Origin of the sequence: Ruegeria sp. HKCCD6157 (assembly GCF_013110685.1) — a bacterium.
Classification (GTDB): domain Bacteria; phylum Pseudomonadota; class Alphaproteobacteria; order Rhodobacterales; family Rhodobacteraceae; genus Ruegeria.
In genome coordinates, this window is sequence record NZ_WVRB01000005.1 from 85,597 (window position 1) to 101,109 (window position 15,513).

The following is a 15,513-nucleotide window of genomic DNA, read 5'->3' on the forward strand; positions in this document are numbered from 1 at the left end:
AATACGGGTTGGTCTCTTGCAAACCGGGGTGCGGCAGGGCCATTGTTGACGTGAACTGACAAAGAGATGACGGCCCATGGACCTGACCGGAAAACTGTTGATTGCGATGCCCGGAATGGGCGATCCGCGATTCGACCATTCGGTGGTGTATATGTGCAGCCATGGCGACGATGGCGCCATGGGATTGATCGTGAACAAGCCTTCGGATCTGCGAATCAAGACGTTGCTGGGGCAACTGAACATCGCCTGCCGTATCCCGGTGATCGGAGAGCGCCTTGTGCATTTCGGTGGCCCGGTCGAGATGTCGCGCGGATTTGTCCTGCACAGCGCCGATTATGAGGCCAATCTGCATTCGATGCATATTTCCACGGATTTCAGCATGACGGCGACGCTGGATGTGCTTGAAGATCTGGCCTCTGGCAGCGGACCACTGAATTCGATGCTGACGCTGGGCTATTCCGGCTGGGGGCCGGGTCAGCTTGAGGACGAAATCGCGATGAACGGCTGGCTGACCACCGAAGCGACGACAAAACTTGTCTTCGACGTGCCTGATGACGAAAAATGGGAAGCTGCCTTGGCGACGCTCGGGGTGGACCCTCTGACGTTGTCCGCCAGCGCAGGCCGGGCCTGATCAGCTGTCGCGCGGCGCAGCGGCACGGCGCAACCTGTCATTGATTGCAGCTCCCAATCCGGTGTTCGGGATCGGAGATACGGCAATGGGTCGGCCGGTCTCGTTCAATCTGTGAAGGGCTGCAAAGAGGTTCGCGGCCGCCTCGGTCAGACGTCCATCGACAGACAGGTTCAGGTCGCAATCCACTGGCCCAAAGCCCAGCAGAACCTCATCCCCGTGACGCGCAGTGGCGTTCAGGCGGACCGGGGCGTCGGGCGCATAATGCGACTGCAACTGCCCCGGAGCGGTCAGCAGATCGCCGGATTGGTGCAGGTGCAGGTGCATGTTCAGCACGCTTTCGATCCGGTCCAACGCAACGCCGCCAGGACGCAGCAATGTGGGCTCTCCGGCCAGACCCACAATGGTGGATTCCAGACCCACCGCACAGGGGCCGTCGTCCAGAACAGCCGCGATCCGTCCGCCAAGACCGGACCACACATGAGCCGCCGTCGTGGGGCTGATCTGACCCGAGGGATTGGCCGAAGGGGCCGCGACCGGCCCGTCAAAGTCGGCCAGCAGCGCACGCGCCGTCGGATGCGCAGGTACCCGCACGGCCAGAGTGTCCAGCCCGGCGGTCACCAGCGAGGAAACCCCGTGCCTTTCGCGCAACGGCAAAACCAGGGTCAGAGGACCGGGCCAGAAGGCCTGTGCCAGCTGCTCGGCCAGATCCGACCATTGCACAAAGCGCTGGGCCGCTTCGACCGAGGCGACATGGGCGATCAGCGGGTTGAAGCTGGGCCGTCCCTTGGCCTCGTAAATCGATGCGACGGCCTGTCCGTTGCGGGCGTCGCCGCCAAGGCCATAGACCGTTTCGGTCGGAAAAGCGACCAGAAGACCCTGGCGCAAAAAATCGGCAGCCTGCGCGATGCCGCCGGGATCTGCCGTCAATTCCTGTGTGCCGGATGAGATCATATCTGATGACGCCGCGTTTTGGTTGCCTGGAACTTGAGGTAAGGTACGTAATCGGTTCAGGCCCACACGCTTACCGGCGCTTGCATTTGATTCCAAGCCCGCCGATGTATTCTGATCCGTTAGACCCCGAGAGAAATCATGCCATATCGCGCCCCAATCTCAGATTATCAATTTCTGCTGGACCATGTCGTCGGGTTCGACCAGGTCGCCGCCACCGAGACTTTTGCAGATGCCAGCGCTGATGTCGTCACTGCCATCCTGACCGAAGCGGCCAAGATGAGCGAAGAGGTTCTGGCCCCGTTGCAGCGTGCCGGTGATCTGGAACCGGCGCGGCTTGAGAATGGCGTGCTCCGCAGCTCTCCGGGTTATGCCGATGGCTGGAAGGCGATTGCCGAAGGCGGGTGGATCGGGATCAGCGCTGATCCCCAATTTGGCGGAATGGGCCTGCCGATGGCTGTCACCACTGCCGTGAACGAGATGATGAGCGCCGCTTGCCTGTCGCTGCAACTTGCTCCGCTGATGGCGCAGGGCCAGATCGAGGCGTTGGAACATCACGCCAGCGACGAATTGAAGTCGCTGTATCTGCCCAAAATGATTTCGGGTGAATGGTCTGCTACCATGAACCTGACCGAAGCTCAGGCCGGATCGGATGTGGGCGCGCTGACCTCGAAGGCTGAGCCAAATGGTGATGGCACATACTCGGTGACCGGGCAGAAGATCTTCATCTCCTGGGGCGACAACGACTTTGCTGAAAATGTCTGCCATCTGGTTCTGGCCCGCCTGCCGGACGGTGTGCCCGGCACCAAGGGCATTTCCTTGTTTCTGGTGCCGAAATACATCCCCGATGCGGATGGCAATCCCGGCGTGGCCAACGACCTGAAGGTTGTTTCCGTCGAACACAAGATGGGCCTGCATGGCTCTCCCACCTGCGTGATGCAATATGACGGCGCCAAAGGATGGCTTGTCGGTAAGGAACATGGCGGTATGGCGGCCATGTTCACCATGATGAACAACGCCCGCCTGGGCGTGGGTGGCCAAGGTGTGGGCGTTGCGGAAGGCGCCTATCAGCATGCTTTGGCCTATGCGCTGGAACGCAAGCAGGGCAGGACGCCTTTAGGTAAGATCATCGATCATGCGGATGTGCGTCGCATGATCATGGATATGCGCGCCGATATCTTTGCAGCTCGGGCGATTCTTCTGGCCAACGCGACCGCGATTGACATGGCGAAAGCCACCGGCGACGCCGATTGGGCCGCGCGGGCCGCGTTGTTGACGCCAATCGGCAAGAACTTTGGGGCCCGGACCGGGATACGCGTGGCCGAAACCGGCGTACAGGTGCATGGCGGCATGGGCTTTGTCGAAGAAACAGGCGCGGCGCAATACTCCCGCGATGTTCGCGTGACCGCGATTTACGAGGGAACCGACGGCATTCAGGCCATGGACCTTGTTGCGCGCAAAATGATGGACGGGGGCGAGGCGGCGTCGAACCTTCTGGACGAGATCGAAGAACAGGCCGAGCACGCGCGCACGACGATGCCCGATCTGGCCGGTCCAGTGTGGGAGGCAACAGAAACCCTGCGCGAGGCAACCGAATGGTTGGTGGCACAAGACGACATGAACGACCGATTTGCAGGCGCAACGTCCTATCTTCAGGCGTTTGCCCGGGTTCTTGGCGGGCATTATCACCTGTCCGCGGCACTGGCTGATCCGGAAGGACCACGGGCCAAACTGGCGCGCTACTACATCAACGCCTTGTTGCCCGAGCATTCCGGGCTTCTGGCGCGGGTGCAAAGCGGCGCGGATGACCTCTTTTCGCTCAGCCCGGATGAGTTGGCGGCGTGATGGACGGGGATCGCGTATCGGGGATCAGATATCCGTGGGCGGAACCGCCTGCGCCGGGTGAAGCCGTCGAAGTTGCCGAGGGTGTGCTGTGGATGCGCCTGCCTCTTCCGATGGCGCTGGATCACGTCAATATCTACGCGCTGGACGATGGCGAAGGTTGGACGGTGATTGACACCGGGCTGTCGTCGAACAAAACGCGGCGTATCTGGGAAACCCTGATGGGCGGGCCTTTGAAAGGCAAACCGATCACCCGTGTGGTGGTGACGCACCATCATCCTGACCATGTCGGCAATGCCGGGTGGTTTCAGTCGGAAAACGGGGCCGAGCTGGTCACAAGCCGCACCTCATGGCTGTTCGCGCGGATGCTGACGCTGGATGTGCAGGAGACATGGCCGCAGGAAACGCTTGATTTCTATCGCAACGCCGGCATGGCACCCGAGGTTCTGAAGGCGCGGATGAAGGATCGTCCGTTCAACTTTGCCGACACGGTTTACCCCATGCCGCTGGGCTTTGCTCGGATCAAGCAGGGCGACGTGATCCGAATGGGAGGGCGCGACTGGGATGTTCATATGGGCAATGGCCACGCGCCGGAACACGCCACCTTCTGGAGCCGTGACGACAATCTGGTGTTGAGCGGCGATCAGATTCTCAGCTCGATCAGTCCCAATCTGGGCGTCTATGCCACGGAACCGATGGCCGATCCGGTTTCAGCGTGGCTGGAAGCCTGCGAGCGGTTGCAGACGCTTGCTCGGCCCGATCATCTGGTTCTGGGCGGGCACAAGCTGCCGTTTTCGGGCCTGCCGCTGAGGATGAAACAGCTGATCGACAACCATCACGGCGCGTTGGACCGCCTGTTGAAGCATCTGGATCAACCCAGAGCGGCCGCAGATTGTTTTCTGCCACTGTTCAAACGCACGATCCGCGAAGGCGAATATGGGCTTGCGCTGGTTGAGGCGGTTGCGCATGTGAATCATCTCTACCACATTGGTGCGGTAACCCGGACGCAACGCGCTGACGGGGCATGGCTGTATCAGCGCAAAGGGTAGAAGAATGCAGGACCAGATCGAAACCTCGGCCGAGGCCGCCGAAGCCGCCGCTTTGCCGCGGTGTCACGAGGTGCACGCGGATCCCAATGCCGAATCCGGAGCCAAGGACCTGCCCGAGGGGTTGAAGAAGCCTGTTGTCAACAAAAGCCCGGCGCAATGGGCTTACGAGCGTCTGATCATGTATATCCAGAACTTTGAAAAGACGCTGGACGGCAATCACGAAGTCGCCATGGGCTTTACCGGTGGCGATGCCGGCGTCATGCGGATCGAAGGGATGGGGTATTTCGACCCCGACATGATCACCTTTTACGGATCCGACGGAACCGGGGCCCGCACGCAATTGGTGCAGCATGTCAGCCAGTTGAACGTGATGCTGCGCGCCCTGCCCAAATCGGTCGAGGACAAACCCGCCAACCGAATCGGTTTCCGTCTGGCGGCGGATCTGGAAGACAGCTGACTTGCAATTCACGCTTGCGCGCCTTTGAATGACTGCATCAGTCCGGAGGCGCCCACGTGACAAGATTTTTTCAAGCAGTAACACATGCCTATGCAGGTGCCTGGGAACGGCGCCGGGTCTTTGTGCCAATCTATGTCGCAGTGCGCTTGCTGCTGGTGGCGCTGATCGCGCCGGGTGTGGCTGTGGCTGTCAATCTGGCGGTCTCTCTGTCAAATCAGACCGCTCTGACCGATCAGGACATTGCGATGTTCCTGCTGTCTCCGGCAGGGTTCATCGCGGGTGTTGCTGTGCTCAGTCTGTTCTTGCTGGCCGAGGTTCTTGTGTTCGCGGTCATGGCCGGGTCCTTGCGTATGGGAGAAAACGACCCTTGGCGCGCAGGCAGTGCGGCACTGGCACTGAACCTGTCCCGCTTTCCGGCGCTGTTCGGATTTGCCGTTCGGTTCATCCTGCGCGTTCTGCTGCTTGCCTTGCCGTTTGTGGCCGTCGCGGGGGTGATCGCATGGTGGACGCTGACGGAATATGACATCAATTATTACCTGACATTCCACCCTCCGGCCTTTCAGGTGGCCGTGGTTCTGATCGGGCTTGTCGTTCTTGCGTTGGCATGGGTGTTGATCCGCCGTCTGTCGGGATGGGCGCTGGCGTTGCATCTGGTCCTGTTCGAGGGGGCCTCACCACGCGGAGCATTCGCGAAAAGCGAACAAAAGATGGAAGGCAAGCGCGGGCGTTTGAAGATCGAGCTTGCCCTTTGGCTGGGACTGCGGCTTGTGATTGCGGCTTTGATTGCGGCGGTGGCCAGTCTGTTGTTTGCGGTTGTGCCCTTGCAGGAAGGCGGCAGCCTCAGACTGGCATTGATCCTCAGCCTGATCATTGCGGGGCTTTGGTCCCTGGCGGGCTTGGTTCTGGCGGCCACGGCGCTGGGCGCATTGGCGGTCTTGCTGGACGGTTTCTTTGAAGCTGAGACCAAGGACGTTCCCCATCCCGAACCCCGAAGGATCCGCGTGCCGGTTCTTGTCACTGTCGCGGCGGCCTTGGCCGCGTTGGGCGTTGGCTTCTGGCTTGGGCAAAGCTTGCTGGAACGCGTGCAGGCGCCGGATCAAGCCGAGGTCATCGGCCATCGGGGCGCTGCGGCTTTGCGACCTGAAAACACAATGGCCTCGGTCCTGAAAGCGATAGAAGATGGTGCGGACTGGGTTGAGATAGACGTTCAGGAAACGGCGGACGATGTGGTTGTCGTGGCCCATGACAGCGATTTCATGAAATTGGCCGGCGTCAACCTGAAGGTCTGGGATGCGACCATGCAGGATGTGGCTGATATCGACATCGGAAGCTGGTTCGGACCGGAATACGCCGCAGAGCGGACCCCGACCCTGCGAGAGGTACTGGAAGCGGCCAAAGGTAAGTCGAAGGTTCTTATCGAGCTGAAATATTATGGTCACGACGTCGATCTGGAAAATCGGGTGATCGGCCTTGTCGAAGAACTTGGGATGCAGAACGACGTTGCCACCATGTCGCTGAAATACCCGGCCGTGCAAAAGATGGAAAAGTTGCGGCCCGATTGGCGCTCTGGTGTGCTGGCGGCCACGGCCATTGGGGATCTGTCGGGGTTGGAAGGTGAATTTGTCGCCGTCAATGCAGGCATGGTTACACCCGGGCTGATCCGCAAAGTGCAGGACGCTGGTAAGGATATCTATGTCTGGACGGTGAATGATCCGTTGCAGATGTCCAGGATGGCCTCGATGGGTGTGGATGGTTTGATTACCGACCGCCCGGCCATGGCCAATGAGGTTTTGCGCATACGCGCTGAAATGGGGCCGGGCGAGCGGCTGTTGCTGTGGCTGGCAACCACCTTTGGATTGCAGGTCGATACAGAGGTGATGCGCGATGAAAGTCCTTGATATGGCGCTGTTTCTGTCTCTGCTACCACTGTCGGCATGGGCACAGGATCTGATGCGCGGATTTGAGATGCCGGGCCACCGTGCCCTGATCGAGCAAAGCGAGGGCGCCGAACTGACGCCGTTTGAAACCGATGGCTGTTCAGGCGGGTTGTCAGCCAGTTGGCGCTGGGTGGCAAAGCAATTCCCACAGGTTGGCGCGCTATATCAAGAGCACCCGCCGTGGGAGTACTGCTGCGTCATCCACGACCGGGTATATCACAATGCGGGCGGTGCAGAGACAGCCAACGAAAGCTATGAGGCACGTCTGGCAGCGGATGACGCCTTGCACGCCTGTGTGGTGCAGCACGGAGACAACCATGCCGAGGACTATGCCGACCAGTACGACATGTCGCCTGAACAGATTCGCAGCGTGCACGCGATCACTGCGGATGCAATGTACGGGGCGGTGCGATTCGGTGGCGGGCCGTGCAGCGGCCTGCCCTGGCGGTGGGGGTTCGGGTATCCCGGTTGTTCGGTTCTCAAGTAACAGCGTCCTGCGCGCGAATGACGTGGTGACAGGCGTTCTGTTTTCTATTATCCAACAGATCAATCACGCGAATTGGGAATCTGAGACTCATGGCTGAACACAAGCACGGCGAAATGGACATCACGGTCCAAACCAAGACATTCAACGGTTTCATCAAGGCCACCACGTGGTGTGTGGTCGCCATTGCCTTCCTGTGCCTGTTCCTGGCGGTTTTCGCCTCCTAATCGTTTCGGGGGCTGACTTGTTTAGGATATTGATTGCCTGCTTGCTGGCAGCGACAGTGGCGGGCTGCGCCAATTCGAACCGTCCACAGGCGGATCGGAACGAGATCGTGTCCCGGTCCTACCGTGATCCGGGGCCAGCGACCCTGACGCTGTACACAATGATCAACACACGCACCGGATCGGGCGCGCATACGTCGCTGATGATCTCGGGCAGCGAGCGTGTGATCTTTGACCCTGCCGGTTCGTTCCGGGCGGATGTGGTTCCGGTGAAGGATGATGTGCTTTACGGCATTACCCCGGCGGTCGAACGAGCTTATCGCAGCTCGCACGCGCGCGAGACGCATTATGCCCGCATACAGACTATTCAGGTGAGCCCGCAACAGGCTGAAATCGCCTTGCAACTGGCAAAGCAATCCGGTCCGGTCGCCGGAGCGTTCTGCACTAACTCGACTTCTCAACTGTTGAAGCAGGTGCCGGGGTTCGAGCAGATTGATGTGACGTTCTATCCGGTTAACCTGTCGGAACAGTTTGCGCAGATTCCGGGCGTCGTGACCGAAGAATATCGGGAAAATGACGATGCGGATCTGCAAAAAGGTTTGGCGGCAAACAATGCGCGTCTCAACCAGCTCGACGCTGTCTCAACTCAGTAGATAAAGCAGACCATAGAGCGTGGCGGCCCCGGAAAAGATGGCCGCTATCACGTTTTTGCTGATCACTCCGACCGCCAGGGCAACGGCTGCCGCCGACATACGTGGCAGATCAGGCTGCCCTTCGGTGGCAGAGGGCCAAACGACCAGCGGTGCGATCAATGCGGGAAGGATGGCCACCGCTGTATATCGCAGGTGACGCAGCAGCCAAGGCGGCATCGGGCGATCACCCACAAAACCGATAAAGACAAAGCGCAGCGCATAGCTGCCGATGGCAAGCCCGATGATAATGGTCCAGATGGTGACGGAATCGGGCTGTGTCATTGTCGCGTCTTTCTGCGTTCGAGAATCAGTTCCGCCTGTGCTCCGGCAACCATTCCAGCGCATCCGGCGATCAGCAGACCCAGATTGAACGGGATTACGACGGTCAACAACGATACCGCGATGGCCACAAGGGCCGCGACCACATGTGCAAAGGTCCGCATCATCGGCCCTATCATGGCCAGAAAGGTGATAGGCAGGGCAAAATCCAGCGCCCAGCTTTCCGGTATTTGCGCACCCAGCACCGCGCCCAGATAAGTGCTCAGAATCCAAAGCGGTGTGATCGGCGTGACAGAGCCCACGAAATAGGACATGCGTAGTGGCACTGACAGGTCGGGCTCTTTCTCGAACCGCACGATCGAGCAGGCATAAGATTGATCCACGGTCAGATATGCCGCAAAGGCACGCTGCCACATGGGCGCGGAACCCAGGTAAGGTGTCAGTGATGCGGAATACATCGCCATACGCAGATTCACGGCCAGCGCCGAGATTATGATGATCACGGTCGGGGTGTTGTCTTGCAACAATTGCAACGCCGTGAATTGCGCGGCACCTGCAAAAACGGTCGATGTAAAGGCCATCGTCTGGACAAGGGTCAACCCGGCTTCGGTCGCAAAAACACCAAACAGAAGGCCAAAGGGCACGGCGACGAAGATAAACGGCGTCCCGTCCCGAAAACCTTTCCAGAAGTATGACTTGGATGTGGCAGAGGCCATGGCTAAATCCTATGGTGATTCATGCAGCAGTAACTGTCTTGGGAAGGGGTTGCAATTGGCCACGGAATTCGATCTGTCGGACTATCTTATCGCCCCTGATCCGGGTGCGATGCGCCTAACCCGAGCGGTCGAGGGTGTGGACCAGAACGGTGAAATCAGCCAGATATCCGTGGTCGAGGAACGCCCGCTGACGATCTTCCTCAATTCGCAGGAAATCGTGACGGCGATGACGATTGGCGACTATCCCGAATATCTTGCGCTGGGCTTTCTGCGCAATCAGGGGATGCTGCTGTCGGATGACGAAATCACGCGCGTGGAATATGACGACGATCTTGAAACCGTGATCGTCCGAACCGCGCGCGAAACATCGTATGAGGACAAGCTGAAGAAGAAGACCCGCACCAGCGGGTGTGCCGTGGGTACTGTGTTTGGCGACATGATGGAGGGCTTGGAAGACGTACAACTGCCGCAGGTTCAGGTGCGCACCTCCTGGCTGTATGATCTGGCCTCGAAGATCAACCGCACTCCGTCGCTGTACCTCGAGGCCGGAGCGATTCACGGCACGGTCCTGTGCCGTGAAAACTGCCCGCTGGTCTATATGGAGGACGTGGGCCGCCACAACGCCGTCGACAAGATCGCAGGCTGGATGCTGTCAGAAGGAGAGAGTGCGGCGGACAAGATCCTCTATACTACTGGTCGTCTGACATCCGAAATGGTGATCAAAACGGCGATGATGGGGATTCCGGTACTGGCTTCCCGCTCGGGCTTCACCGCCTGGGGCGTCGAGATCGCGCGCGAGGTCGGGCTGACGCTGATCGGGCGGATGCGCGGCCAGCGCTTTGTCTGCCTGTCGGGTGAGGATCGCCTGCTGCGCGACGTGGACCCGTCAACCGTAGCGATCGAAGACAGGAAACACCGCCGGAAAAGTGCAGGATGATTTTGGAAACCCTTAGACTTTTTTTCCTGTTTGTTGTTGCAGTCAGTATCTTGCCGCTGAGCATTCTTGCTGCGCGAAACTACGCGCGCAGCAAACGAGCAATCGTAGAGGGCATGGCACGGTTGGACGAAGAAATTTTGGATCGATTGGGGTGGGAGGCAAGAGAATACATCGGCACATTCGACCTGTTTGCCCCATTCCGGATGGGATGGGCAGCTTGGGGATTGGCGGTGCAAAAACAAAGCGCCGTGTTGCAACGTACCCTTCTTCAAGGTTTGCCAGCCTCAGTCGTTTTGCCAAACGAAATCAGACGATCACTTCGCAGGTATCGGTGCTTTTTCTGGTTGTTTTTCGCGCCTGTGGCGGTTTTGGTGCTCTTTTTCGCTTTCATTCGCTTGAGCCATGTCTTGGCCGACTTTTCCGGACTTCCTGTGAGCCTGTGTTTCATTTTGCTTGGTGCGGGTAGTGGGGTTTGGATTTTTTCACCGCTGGAGAAATTCCAAAAATGGCCGGAGATCGAGGACCCATCATGACGAAACCGCTTGGCGTCATTCTTGCAGGCGGGCAGGCCACACGTATGGGTGGTGGCGACAAAGGTTTGCTGCAGATCGGGGGGCAGAGCCTGCTGTCCCATGTGATTGACCGTCTGTCCCCACAGGTAAGTGGGTTGGCGTTGAACGCGAATGGCGACCCTGAGCGCTTCGCTGATCTGGGCCTGCCCGTCCTGCCTGACACGATCGAAGGGTTTGCCGGGCCTCTGGCCGGTGTGCTGGCCGGGCTCGACTGGGCGGCAGAGCAGGGGGCGGACTGCATCGTGACAGCTGCCGCGGATACGCCATTTTTCCCGCGCGATCTGGTTACGCGACTGACGCAGGCTGCGGAAGGGCAGGTACACCCGTTGGTCTTGGCCACCACGCCGCGTTCGGGCGACGAGGCGCTGAAATCCGGTGGTGGCAAGCGAGTCAACCGACACCCGACGTTCGGGCTTTGGCCCGTGGCGCTGCGCGATGATCTGCGGGCGGCGCTGATGGACGGGTTGCGCAAGGTGGTGCTGTGGACCGACAAACATGACGGGCGCGAGGCATTGTTCAACGCCGACCCGTTTGATCCGTTTTTCAACGTCAACACGCCTGAAGATCTGGATCGTGCCCGGACACTGTTGGAGCAGGCATGAGGGTCTATGGCGTCACGGGCTGGAAGAATGCCGGCAAAACCGGGCTGATGGAACGGTTGGTGGCCGAGATCACCAGCCGGGGCTTTACGGTCTCTACGGTCAAGCACGCGCATCACAGCGTCGATGTGGATCAGCCAGGCACCGACAGTCACCGGCACCGCGTTGCGGGGGCCAGCGAGGTGCTGCTTGCCTCGGGGCAACGCATTGCTTTGATGCAGGAATTGCGGGGCGCGCCTGAACCGCCGCTGGCCGAGCTGCTGGCGCGGCTCTCGCCGGTCGATCTGGTGCTTATCGAAGGCTTCAAGCGCGAGGACCACCCCAAGATCGAAGCGTATCGCGCCGCGGCGGGCCATGCGCTGATGGCACCTGAAGATGCCACCATCCGCGCGGTGGCCAGCGACACTCCGCTGGACTTGGACCGCCCGGTCTATGATCTGGATGATAGTGCCGGGATTGCTGACTTCATCCTGAAAGAGGTCGGTTTGTGAGCCTGTTCCAGACCTTTGCAATGGTGGATTGGTCTGGCGGAAACGACACCGGGCCGACCCCGCGCAAGGATGCGATCTGGGCTTGCATTGTACGAAACGGAAAAGCGCTTGACCCCGAATACCTGCGTAACAGGCGGATAGCCGAGCAGAGGTTGGATGCTCTGATCCGCGCCGAACTTAAGGCCGGTCGCCGCCTGCTTCTTGGGTTCGATTTTCCTTTTGGATATCCTTGCGGCTTCGCACGGGCGATGACCGGAACGGACGATCCGCTGGCGTTGTGGGACTGGTTCGACCAACAAGTCGAGGATTCTCGGAAGGCCAACAACCGCTTTGATCTGGCGGGTCGGATCAACCTTCAGTTTGGCGGCCGTGGTCCGTTCTGGATGAATGGATTGCGCCGAGAGATTGACGGCCTGCCGCGTACCAAATCGGACTATTCCAACCCGTTCCCGAACCGTCGTGTCGTTGAGACTCTGGCAAAAGGAAGCTTCACCTGCTGGCAGATGGCAGGGGCAGGCGCGGTTGGTGGCCAAGTCATGATGGGGCTGCCGATTCTGAACCGGCTTCGCCACCGGTTTGCCGGGCAAATCTCGGTCTGGCCGTTCGAGCCGTTGGATAAACCTGTCGCCTTCGTGGAAATCTGGCCGTCTTTGACCCTTGGCGCTGCACCGGATGGGCGGATCAAGGATGCCTGGCAGGTTGAACAGGTCGCCTTGACTCTGTCGCGTTTGACAGAGCAGGAGTTGGATGCGCAATTGAACGTCTCAGCGGCAGAGGAAGGTTGGATATTGGGTGTGCCTCAGGACAAGCCGAACATAGCCCCGCCCCCGTTGCGGAACGATTGCTTCGCGTTGCCCGCCGGGGTCAATTGGACACCGGTGGATGAGGCGCTGGCCTGTTTGCGTGACAGGCTGCACCCGATTACCGCATCTGAGACGATGGCGCTGACCCGGGCATGCGGGCGCGTTCTGGCTGGGGATGTGGTCGCCCGACGTTCGAACCCGCCGCAACCGAATACGGCCGTGGATGGGTACGGTTTTGCCGGTCCCGCCCCTGATGGCCCGCAGATCATGCTGTTGATTGACGGGCGCGCGGCGGCAGGGATCCCGTTCGACGGTGTCGTGCCTGAAGGTCGGGCCTTGCGCGTGCTGACGGGGGCGGCGCTGCCCGCCGGTGTCGACACGGTCATTCTGGAAGAGGATGTCACGGTCAAGGACGGCCACATAGCCTTCCACGGCCCGTTGAAGAAAGGCGCCAACACACGGCACGCGGGAGAAGATGTGACCGCAGGCGATATCGCCCTTCCTGCCGGGCGCAGGCTGACCCCTGCCGATCTTGCCCTGCTGTCTGCCGTGGGGATTGCCGAAGTCAACGTGCGCAAACCGCTTCGCGTGGCCGTGGTCTCTACGGGTGATGAATTGGTCGAAGCCGGAGAGAGCGCTGGTCCAGGTCAGATTTTCGACGCCAATCGCCCGATGCTGCTGTCATTGATCGAACGTATGGGGTTCGTGCCCGTGGATATGGGGCGTGTTTCGGATGATCGGGACGCCTTGCGGGATCGATTGGATCAGGCCGCGGAACAGGCGGATGTGATTTTGACCAGTGGTGGCGCGTCAGCGGGTGATGAAGACCATGTTTCGGCCCTGTTGCGTCAGGCCGGAGCGATGCAGCACTGGCGCATTGCGTTAAAACCCGGGCGGCCGCTGGCTTTGGGTTTGTGGTCTGGCGTGCCGGTGTTTGGCCTGCCGGGAAATCCGGTTGCCGCCATGGTCTGTACGTTGATTTTCGCGCGTCCGGCCTTGGGGCTGATGTCCGGCGAAGGCTGGGCTGAACCGCAAGGTTTCGAAGTGCCTGCCGCCTTTGAAAAGCGCAAGAAGCCCGGTCGCCGGGAATATCTGCGCGCCCGAATGCGGGATGGGCGGGCCGAGGTCTTCCACTCGGAAGGATCAGGCCGGATCAGTGGCCTCAGCTGGGCTGAAGGGTTGGTTGAAATCGAGGACGGCGCGCGCCATGTCAAACCCGGCGATATGGTCCGGTTCCTTCCGTATGGAAGTTTCGGGTTGTGACGGTCACGATTTCCAGAGGGTTCGCCGATCGGGAACGCGCGCAAGCGGCGGCACTGTTCTGGCAGGCATTTGCGGCCAAGCTGGGCAAAGTCATGGGGCCGGACGAAAAAGGATTGGCTTTCTTTGAAATCGCATTGAACCCGGATTTCGCGCTGGTTGCACGGGATGAAACGGGCCGGATGCTGGGTCTGGCAGGTTTCAAGACACGTGACGGCTCTTTTGCGGGGGGCAATATGTCTGTTCTGGCGCAGGTCTATGGCTGGTTCGGGGCGACTTGGCGCGCCTTGGTTCTGAGCGTGCTGGAGCGCGAACTGAAACCGGGCGTGTTCCAGATGGATGGCATTTTTGTCGCTGCCGAGGCGCGCGGCAAAGGAGTGGGCACGGCATTGCTGAATGCCATCAAGTCCGAGGCCCGCAACCGCGACATGTCAGAGGTTCAGCTTGATGTCATCGACACGAACCCCCGCGCCCGCAGCCTTTACGAGCGCGAAGGATTCCAGCCCATGGGTCAAGAAAAAACCGGACCGCTGAAGTATCTGTTCAATTTCAGCAGCGCGACCAAAATGTCGTGGATTGTCGGGCCGGATTAATCAAACGTGCCCGCCACGCGACCCAGCAACATGAATGCGCGGGCCGTTCGGGTTTCACCCAGTTCACTCAGTTCCGCATCGCTTGCCGTGGGTTCGAACTCGGCCATCATCTTGTCAAACCGACGCAGGAAATGGTGCGCGGCGTCGCGGAAAATCGGATCCTGTTTCATCCGGGCTGCCGTCAGCGCAAGTGAGGATCTGTCGCGTACACCCCCCAGTGCCGCCACGGCGCGCCCGCGTGTGCCCTGGGCGAACTGGCGCCAGATTTCTGGCCGGGCCTTGTCGGGCCGCAGGTCATCCATGTAGATGCCTTCCTGGCTGAGCAGCGTCAGAACATCCTGTGAAGCTTGCACAAGCTGTGCCGTCTTGCGGTCCTTCAATGCAACACGCAGCGCATTGAACCCCTCGGTGTCATCCTGCGTTTCGGGGAAGTTCAGGGCGCGGATGAAAACTTCGGTACTCAGCGGCGGAGTGATCTCTTCCGCAGGTGTGCCCAGTTCCAACGAGGTCTGGTCGCCCGGAGCGGAACTCTGCGCGGTCGTGGCAGAGCGCGCCGTGCGTTTGGTCGAGAACGTTGCCAAGGCGTCTTCGGTTTTCCGTGTGGCCGCAGCGATTTCATCCAGCTTTTTGGTCACCGCAGGTTCATAGGTGCTGGAGGCGCGCTGCTGCTGCGCCACATAGGCCTGCCGGATCGCGTCGATTGCCGTTTGCAACCGCGCGCTTTCCTCTCGCATCACCCGGCTGGCGCGCATCGCGGTGGCCGCAACCCAGATCATCGCCACGGGCATGAACACGGCCAGAAAGGCGACGACAAAGCCACCGTTCTGCCCCTGTCCGGGCAGCACGAGAAAGACGACCGACACCACCAGCCAGATCAGGCTGAGCACCAGTGCAACAATCTCGATTTCGGTGACAGCCGGAGACTTCGGGCGATCATAGATGCCCAGCGACGTCGGCTTTTCGGTTTCCGGGTCAGGTTTTGGCCCCGACATTACATGC

The 15,513-nt window shown here is 60.0% G+C and carries 18 protein-coding genes; 14 read left to right on the forward strand and 4 right to left on the reverse strand.

The features are described from left to right. Window positions 1–76: 76 nt before the first annotated feature. Complete coding sequence (locus GS612_RS15500; protein WP_171641567.1) at window positions 77–631, forward strand: YqgE/AlgH family protein; 555 nt, start codon at window positions 77–79, stop codon at window positions 629–631. Here the strand turns inward: GS612_RS15500 and GS612_RS15505 are convergent, their stop codons facing one another. Then, window positions 632–1,582 (reverse strand): L-threonylcarbamoyladenylate synthase, encoded by a 951-nt coding sequence (locus GS612_RS15505; RefSeq protein WP_171641569.1) that lies wholly within the window; start codon window positions 1,580–1,582, stop codon window positions 632–634. 138 nt (window positions 1,583–1,720) lie between these two features. On the opposite strand from GS612_RS15505, the gene GS612_RS15510 reads away from it, so the two are divergent. From GS612_RS15510 to GS612_RS15540, 7 genes are all read left to right on the forward strand, one after another. After that, window positions 1,721–3,424, forward strand: a complete 1,704-nt coding sequence (locus tag GS612_RS15510; protein WP_171641571.1) for an acyl-CoA dehydrogenase — start codon at window positions 1,721–1,723, stop codon at window positions 3,422–3,424. Further along, window positions 3,424–4,470 (forward strand): MBL fold metallo-hydrolase, encoded by a 1,047-nt coding sequence (locus GS612_RS15515; RefSeq protein WP_171641573.1) that lies wholly within the window; start codon window positions 3,424–3,426, stop codon window positions 4,468–4,470. Before GS612_RS15510 ends, GS612_RS15515 begins: the two co-directional genes overlap by 1 nt. A gap of 4 nt (window positions 4,471–4,474) precedes the next feature. Further along, window positions 4,475–4,927 carry a DUF6173 family protein gene (locus GS612_RS15520; RefSeq protein WP_171641575.1) on the forward strand — a complete coding sequence of 151 codons (453 nt, stop codon included), beginning with the start codon at window positions 4,475–4,477 and terminating at the stop codon, window positions 4,925–4,927. A 56-nt stretch (window positions 4,928–4,983) separates the two neighbouring features. After that, complete coding sequence (locus tag GS612_RS15525; RefSeq protein WP_171641577.1) at window positions 4,984–6,825, forward strand: glycerophosphodiester phosphodiesterase family protein; 1,842 nt, start codon at window positions 4,984–4,986, stop codon at window positions 6,823–6,825. Continuing rightward, window positions 6,812–7,351 (forward strand): hypothetical protein, encoded by a 540-nt coding sequence (locus GS612_RS15530; protein ID WP_171641579.1) that lies wholly within the window; start codon window positions 6,812–6,814, stop codon window positions 7,349–7,351. The genes GS612_RS15525 and GS612_RS15530 overlap by 14 nt, the downstream gene beginning before the upstream one ends. A gap of 89 nt (window positions 7,352–7,440) precedes the next feature. Continuing rightward, window positions 7,441–7,575, forward strand: a complete 135-nt coding sequence (locus GS612_RS15535) for an aa3-type cytochrome c oxidase subunit IV (protein WP_050604020.1) — start codon at window positions 7,441–7,443, stop codon at window positions 7,573–7,575. A 17-nt stretch (window positions 7,576–7,592) separates the two neighbouring features. Then, entirely contained in the window at window positions 7,593–8,225 is a 633-nt protein-coding gene (locus GS612_RS15540) for a hypothetical protein (RefSeq protein WP_171171212.1), read from the forward strand. Here the strand turns inward: GS612_RS15540 and GS612_RS15545 are convergent. Together GS612_RS15545 and GS612_RS15550 are read right to left on the reverse strand one after the other, a co-directional pair. Further along, a complete protein-coding gene (locus GS612_RS15545; RefSeq protein WP_152456788.1) occupies window positions 8,214–8,546 on the reverse strand; it encodes an AzlD domain-containing protein in 333 nt (110 codons plus the stop codon). The two genes, GS612_RS15540 and GS612_RS15545, sit on opposite strands and share 12 nt — an antisense overlap. Next, on the reverse strand, window positions 8,543–9,259 hold the full coding sequence (locus GS612_RS15550) for an AzlC family ABC transporter permease (protein WP_171641582.1): 717 nt from the start codon (window positions 9,257–9,259) through the stop codon (window positions 8,543–8,545). Before GS612_RS15550 ends, GS612_RS15545 begins: the two co-directional genes overlap by 4 nt. 49 nt (window positions 9,260–9,308) lie before the next feature. On the opposite strand from GS612_RS15550, the gene fdhD reads away from it, so the two are divergent. The 6 genes from fdhD to GS612_RS15580 are packed head-to-tail and all read left to right on the forward strand — an operon-like array spanning window position 9,309 to window position 14,514. Further along, complete coding sequence (fdhD, locus tag GS612_RS15555; protein ID WP_171641761.1) at window positions 9,309–10,196, forward strand: formate dehydrogenase accessory sulfurtransferase FdhD; 888 nt, start codon at window positions 9,309–9,311, stop codon at window positions 10,194–10,196. Further along, entirely contained in the window at window positions 10,193–10,729 is a 537-nt protein-coding gene (locus tag GS612_RS15560) for a hypothetical protein (protein ID WP_171641584.1), read from the forward strand. The genes fdhD and GS612_RS15560 overlap by 4 nt, the downstream gene beginning before the upstream one ends. Continuing rightward, a complete protein-coding gene (gene mobA, locus GS612_RS15565) occupies window positions 10,726–11,370 on the forward strand; it encodes a molybdenum cofactor guanylyltransferase MobA (RefSeq protein WP_171641586.1) in 645 nt (214 codons plus the stop codon). The genes GS612_RS15560 and mobA overlap by 4 nt, the downstream gene beginning before the upstream one ends. Continuing rightward, window positions 11,367–11,858, forward strand: a complete 492-nt coding sequence (gene mobB / locus GS612_RS15570) for a molybdopterin-guanine dinucleotide biosynthesis protein B (RefSeq protein WP_171641588.1) — start codon at window positions 11,367–11,369, stop codon at window positions 11,856–11,858. Before mobA ends, mobB begins: the two co-directional genes overlap by 4 nt. Window positions 11,859–11,878: 20 nt before the next feature. Continuing rightward, complete coding sequence (gene glp, locus GS612_RS15575) at window positions 11,879–13,924, forward strand: gephyrin-like molybdotransferase Glp (RefSeq protein ID WP_171641763.1); 2,046 nt, start codon at window positions 11,879–11,881, stop codon at window positions 13,922–13,924. Next, window positions 13,921–14,514 (forward strand): GNAT family N-acetyltransferase, encoded by a 594-nt coding sequence (locus GS612_RS15580; protein ID WP_371809355.1) that lies wholly within the window; start codon window positions 13,921–13,923, stop codon window positions 14,512–14,514. Before glp ends, GS612_RS15580 begins: the two co-directional genes overlap by 4 nt. Here GS612_RS15580 and GS612_RS15585 read toward each other — a convergent pair. Next, window positions 14,511–15,506: a hypothetical protein gene (locus GS612_RS15585; protein WP_171641590.1), complete on the reverse strand. Its 996-nt coding sequence runs from the start codon at window positions 15,504–15,506 to the stop codon at window positions 14,511–14,513. The two genes, GS612_RS15580 and GS612_RS15585, sit on opposite strands and share 4 nt — an antisense overlap. Between the last annotated feature and the right edge of the window lie 7 nt (window positions 15,507–15,513).